General features: G+C 49.3%; 3 protein-coding genes. 1 reads left to right on the top strand and 2 read right to left on the bottom strand.

The genetic code is table 11. The features are described 5' to 3' along the window. The first annotated feature begins 184 nt into the window (after window positions 1–184). Window positions 185–1,807, top strand: a complete 1,623-nt coding sequence (locus GS398_RS20560) for a S8 family peptidase (RefSeq protein WP_160908697.1) — start codon at window positions 185–187, stop codon at window positions 1,805–1,807. A 113-nt stretch (window positions 1,808–1,920) separates the two neighbouring features. Here GS398_RS20560 and GS398_RS20555 read toward each other — a convergent pair whose 3' ends face one another. Both GS398_RS20555 and GS398_RS20550 read right to left on the bottom strand, forming a co-directional pair. Then, window positions 1,921–5,676 carry a BamA/TamA family outer membrane protein gene (locus GS398_RS20555; RefSeq protein WP_160908696.1) on the bottom strand — a complete coding sequence of 1,252 codons (3,756 nt, stop codon included), beginning with the start codon at window positions 5,674–5,676 and terminating at the stop codon, window positions 1,921–1,923. Further along, complete coding sequence (locus tag GS398_RS20550; protein WP_160908695.1) at window positions 5,666–6,577, bottom strand: SdiA-regulated domain-containing protein; 912 nt, start codon at window positions 6,575–6,577, stop codon at window positions 5,666–5,668. Before GS398_RS20550 ends, GS398_RS20555 begins: the two co-directional genes overlap by 11 nt. Window positions 6,578–6,583 lie beyond the last annotated feature (6 nt).

Genomic DNA, 6,583 nt, shown 5'->3' with positions numbered 1-6,583 from the left:
ACTTTTATTGAAAACCTTCGTGCATTGCACGAGGGTTTTCTTGCTTTATACCTAACCGTTTCTACCTTTGCTTATCCTCAGTATTTCATTTGATTTTCATACTGATGTAATAATTTAGATTTTGGGAATTAACAGAAATCGCACGTCGGTTTTTTTCGTTAGTTCTTCTGTAAAAGATTAAGATATGAGAGTGAATAAATTAACCAGCCTGATCGCTGTAGCACTGCTGCCGTTGTGCTCTGTGGCACAGCCAAAAGAGAAACCGGTGCCCAACTGGCAAAATCTCGACTTGCAGTCGGATGGTGTATTTGGCATCAGTACCGAGAAGGCCTATAGCCTGCTGAAAGGAAAGAAGAGCCAGCCCGTAACCGTTGCCGTGATAGATGGCGGCGTACAAACCGATCACCCGGACCTGAAGGCCGTGATCTGGACAAATCCTAAGGAAATCCCCGGGAACGGGAAAGACGATGATAAAAACGGTTATGCCGATGATGTACATGGCTGGAATTTTATCGGCTCTGCCAAAGGCAACGTACAATGGGATAATCTCGAGATCGCCCGGCAGGTGCGTATCTACAAGCCGAAATTTGAATCGGTGCTCCCCACTACCCCGCTAAGCGCCGAAGAACGCAAGCAGTTTTTGCGGTACCGCATATTTATGACCGAGTACATGAATAAGCTGCAGAATGCGCAGTATGGCCAGGAGTATTACCATACACTTAAGCGGTATACGGATAGCATCACCCGCAAGATCGCCAGGCCGGTACTTACCATGGAAGATTTGGACAAATATAAGCCTGCTAACGACATGGAGTCGAAAACCATCAAGGTGATTAAGGCCGCCCTGAAAAAAGATCCGGATTATAAAGCGTTCGACGAAGACATGAACGAAGGCCTCAAGTATTACGATACGCAGATCAGCTATCACCTGAACCTCGACTTCGATCCGCGCAGCATCGTAGGCGATAATTACGAAAATAATAAAGAGAAGTATTACGGCAATGGCGATGTGGCTGGTCCCGACGCCGATCATGGCAGCCACGTAGCCGGCATCATTGGCGCGGTGCGCGATAATAACGTCGGTGTAAAAGGGGTAGCGGATAATGTTCGTATCATGTCGGTGCGCACCGTACCCGATGGCGACGAACGTGATAAGGATGTAGCTAACGCCATCCGCTATGCGGCTGATAACGGCGCCAAAGTAATTAACATGAGCTTTGGAAAATCATTTTCTCCCTTTAAGGGCCTGGTCGATTCTGCGATCAGGTATGCCGCAGCTAAGGACGTGCTGCTGATCCACGCAGCCGGAAACGATGGAGAGAATACGGACAAGATCCCTAATTTCCCTAACCGCAACTATGGCGACTCCGTGGGCGTTACCATGGGCAGCGTTGCACCCTGGATTGAAGTTGGCGCATCAGGCTGGAAGAACGACGAAGACCTGGTAGCCGACTTTTCCAATTACGGAAAAAAATCGGTGGACGTATTCGCACCCGGGGTAAAGATCAACTCCACCATTCCCAACTCCTTATATAAAGAACACGATGGTACAAGTATGGCTTCACCGGTGGTAGCCGGGTTGGCGGCATTGATCCGCTCTTATTACCCGGCGCTTTCAGCCATACAGGTAAAGGATATTATTATGCGCTCGGTAACTAAGGTGGACCATAAAGTGAAAGTGAAGAATGCGGGTAAACTCGACTTTTCGGAGGTTTGTTTATCGGGCGGTGTGGTAAATGCCTATAATGCGCTGCAACTGGCGGCAAGTACCAAGGCCGACGCATCGTCGGCGGCCGTAATAGAGTAGTAGTAATCGGTCGTGTGCCTATGTGAGTTCTCCTTGCGCGCTATGTTGAAAAAATGTCTTATAACACAGCGCACATGGAGAACTCACACGGGGATGCAGCGGATTGAAAGATCCTAAAATGGCATTCCTGCCGTAAATGTGAAGTACTTACCTTCCCCCGAAATACCGTAAGCGGTAGTTACCAGGAACTTGTTGTAGAAGTTGATCCATACGCCGGGGCCATAACCATGATGCCAGTTTCCTGATTCGGCGCTGGCGGAATAAACCCGGCCCGAGTCATAAAAACCGAACACGCCCAGGTTGCCGGTAAAGATATAGTTCCGCAGGTCAGTAAGCTTAAAGCGCAGCTCCGTGTTTTGGAAAACATAGCTCCGACCGCTGAAACGGTTGTTCCTGTATCCCCTGAGGTAGGAGTTACTGCCCAGGGAATTAGTTTGGTAGAATTTATAATCGCCATAGTTTTTAGCGGCTCCAGCTCGCAATGCCAGGGTTACAGGGAAGCTAAAGTTGGGGGTCGCGTAAAATGAGCCGATGGTTTTGAGCTGCAGCGAGTTAAAATTAGTTCCGCCGGATTCATTAAAGTAGTTTGCTTCCGTACGGAACTTCACTCCCGAACCGGGGAAGACCGGATTGTCGACAAAGTCGATGTCCAGGTAAGACCTTACCGTTCCAAACCGGGCGGGAACTTCCACCTGTTCTTTTTCGGGAAAGGCGGCGGTGTTTACAAACCTTTTCTCGGGACGCGTTACCTTATAATATTCAAACCCGGGACCGATTCCCATTTTAAAAGCTTTCGTAAAGCGATGCTGGAAGAGGAGCGAAGCGCTGAGGTTTTGTGTTCTTAAACGATAAAAAAGGTTATCGTTGTCGATGTTTTCGGTAGAGTTGCCTTCCCCGTAATAGTTAATGGTGTATTTAGGGCTGTTGTATTTGGCGGTGGCTATGATATCATTGTTTTTTCCGAGCACCGAATAAAAAGTGCCGCGGTACCTGAACAGGTAAGCACCCGATTTGGGTGCGTAGGCGCCCGCGAGATCGGTTTCATACGCGTAAGGATCTTTGCGGAAGCCATATTTCTTGATCCCATAGCCAAGTCCTACGAAAAGGCCATCGTCGCCATTAAAATCCCCGTAAGGTATCGGGCCTTTTTTGTCGTATTCGAAGGCATCCGGGTCGTAAAAGTTGGCGGAATCGTCTTTAGACAACCTCAGCGTAGTCCTTTTCCCGGCATTGATGTGGTTGCCCTCTTTGTTGTCGTAAACAATTACATGTTGGCTCGTGGCGCTGGTGTTTATGTCATCCTTGCCATCGCCGCCCACAAAGCGTACTTTAATGGCGCGGGCGGCATCCCGGTCTGTAACTGTCAGGCTGTCTTTTCCCGCAAGGGCGAAGAGGTTGATCTCCTTTGTTTCGTTGCTGTGAAAGGTACGTTCGAATATCTTGTTCGATACCTTTTCATTACTGTCTATCTTGAATATCTGCACTTTGGTGCTTTCGGGCAACTGCTCGATCTTAAAGAATTCCTTTTTATCGGTGCCGGCCACGGTAACCACCTTCGAAAGCGCTTCGTAATATTTAACCGCAGCCGTCGATAGTTGCCCGCGGCGCGATTTTAACTTGGCAATGATCTCTTCGCCCGACTGCGCGAAGGCTTCAGGAGGCATCTTTTTTACCGATGAAGTGATCACGGCATCGGTCAGTTTGGCCGAAATCTCGTCAGCGGCCTTCAGAAAATCGTCTGCCGAGAGCTTATTCAGGAAATTTCGGTCAAGGTTACGTGCCGCAATAGACAGTTGTACGGCATTGTTAATATCGTAGGTGAACGACTGCAGATCCGGGATCGCTTTACTTGCGATAGATGGAAGCAACCCATCATATTTGGCGAAAGCCTGGTCACGGTCGCGCGGGATAGGCCGGTACACCGATCCCTTTTCCTTTTTGAATTCCGCCCAGCGCCATTGGTCTTCGTGGCGGTCCCAGTCGCCGATCAGGATATCGAACAGGCGGGCTTTAAGGAACATCTTCTGGTCCACTTCGTTGTCATTATCATCCCGCAACTTTTCGTACAGCTTTTTGGTGCTGATGGCGTTGGCTGCGTTGCCAAAGGATTTGAAGTCTGACACATCTTCGTCAGGCCGTGCCTCTATATAGCCCATTTTACCGCCCACCTGCTGTATATACGGCCCCAGCAGGCTGCTGTTAGGCATGTATACTAATTGCGGACTGGCGTAATAGATCCCGATCGCTTTCGCCATGTCGGGCACTGCCATCGCCCCGTATGGATGGGCGGAGGAGATCTGGTCCTGCACAAAATCTTCGGCAAAGGTTTTCAGGAAACCCTCGGGGAGCAAGCGCGAAGGATCCTTATCGATCAGCCTGAACTGGTAGAGGTTGCCGTCTTTACCCTGCAGCTGCAGCGAAGTGGTCTGGTGGCCGCCGCCCATTTTAACGGGAGTAAGTCCCCCGGCAAACACCGACGGGTCCAGGTATTTTACCTTTACCGGCGTTGCCCACGATTCACGGTAGTGTTCGCCGTATAGCTGCCGCTGGAACTTACCGGCCCGGTAGGAGTCGCCCGCTGCCAGTACTTTTGTGCTGTCCTTATAATTCATCAGCTTCTCTTCCCGCGCTTCTACAATCCCTTTGGGCGGAATGGCGTATAAAGGCGTACGGTACATGAGCTTCCCTTTCGCGCCATCTCCTTCGGGTTCCCAGAATTCCACCCAACATTGCCCGTTATCATAATAGTTTACACGTGCGAATCCTTTGGTTCCATGCGTAAATGAGGCACCGTTGCCTTTGATCAACCTGTTGGATTTACTTCCGGCGCCGCTGATAATGTGGTTCAGGTCTTTGTACTTATTAAACTGGAGCGCATGCTCGTGCCCGGTGGCAAGTACCACATTCTTTTCATCTTCAAGAATGGATAACAAACCGCGCTTCAGCTGCTGGTAATCTTTATTGGAAAGGTCCTGCCGGGCGATACCGTATTGCCTTAGCAGCGGATAAATGGAGCCGATCAGCGGAAGGGGAATATAGGCGTTGTCTCTCAACAGGGTGAGGGGGAAAAAATAATCCTTCAGGGTAAAATGCCCGCCATGTGTACCGTTGCTAAACAGCGGGTGGTGCTGCGCGATGAGGATATTTTTGCCTTTATTTCGCAGGATGATATCTTTAACCTGGCTGATAAGCTCAGGGCGGCTTGACACGCTGCAGCCGTTATCAGGCGCCAGCGGCTTCTCGTATTTATGCAGCCACCATTGGGTATCGATGGCGATGATCACCAGGTCGTTGTTCATCCGGATCTCTACCGGGCCTCCGCAGCCGTTGCTGGGAAGGAACACATCGCCAGCCTTTAGGTACTCTTCTACAAACCGTTCTTCGCGATTCACCGTTTCGAGACCTTTCGGTCCCATTTCATGCCAATCGTGGTTGCCGGGCACAAATATGGCGCGGCCTCTAAATCCCTTCACCACGTTCATCTGCTCGATAATGCGGCGTTCTTTTTCCTTGCGGTCTACGGCGTCAGGTTCCGGAAGGCCGCTTTCGTAAATATTGTCGCCCAGGAAGATCACCGCATCTTCTTCGCGGGTGGTATTGGCGGTATCTGCACGGGCGATGGCCGCTTCGTTGCGGTGATTTACCTGGTTTTGCAGCAGTTTAAGGGTTGGTTCCTGCCGGTTTTTGTCGGGGTTGCCCACATCTCCCACCAGGAAAACGGAATACAGGAGCTTAAGGCTGTCGGGTGAGCCTGCCGTTGCCCATGATCGCTGACTTTTCTCGTACCAGGGTTTCCGGGTACTGCAGGAGCTTGCCAGGAATAATAACGAAAACACGCCGAAGCCTGTTATCAATGAATTAATCTTCATAATCTAGTTGAATGATATTCCCGCTCCAGTTCTTTCCTTCGTTAGATACATATAGCTTGCCTGCCGGCGAAAATGCGAGCCCTTCCGGTTGAGAAAACTCTTTCCCTTTCAGTTGTATGGCGTCGATCATCTTCCCCTGTGGGTTAATAATGGCGATAAAATTGTTTATGGACGATAATACGTACAAGTTGCCCGTTCCCGGGTGAACCGCAATGGCGGATGGCCGTACCACTTCGCTCAGGTTTTGGTTTCCAATGGCTTTCAGAAATTTCTTGGAGGTTTCTTCGATGGCATCACCCTTAAAAAAAGCCTCTATATCGGCGAGCCTGATAGAATATACGGGTTTGGTATTTAAGGTGCGCGTTGCCAGGCTAAAAGCAAATACTTCTTTGTCTTTGTCGTTATCCATGCCTTCGTCTTTCGACGCGAGCAGTAAACGGTTATTCCTTTTGTCGTAAGCCAGGCCTTCGATATTGTTCTTTTCTTTTAACGGGGTATTGAACTTGTAAACTTTAAAGGCTTTGGAACGGTAATCTTTAATGTGGTAAAGACTTCCCTTGCTGGTTACGATATACACGTCGCTGCCAACCAGCGCAACATCTTCGTAATCAGCAGGCCCTGCGAATTTGAGCCTGGAAACGATCGCTTCTTTCCGGATGTCGTAACGGTACAGGTAACCTTCTTCATCATTAATGGCAAGTACCACGGTGCTGTCTTCGAACACGATTCCCGAAATTTCTTTCAACTCTTTGGGCATCGTAAAAATGGTGTTCACCAATTCTTTTTTATCTTCGTTTTTGTGGCTCTTTTCGTGTTTACTGTCATCCTTTTTTTTACGTATGCATCCGCATACGAGAGAAATACCGAGCACGACTAACAAAAAAGATAAAACTCTGTTCATAGTTTG

Origin of the sequence: Hufsiella ginkgonis, assembly GCF_009834915.1 — a bacterium.
GTDB classification, from domain to species: Bacteria; Bacteroidota; Bacteroidia; order Sphingobacteriales; family Sphingobacteriaceae; genus Hufsiella; species Hufsiella ginkgonis.
This window is presented reverse-complemented; position numbering and strand designations above follow the sequence as displayed.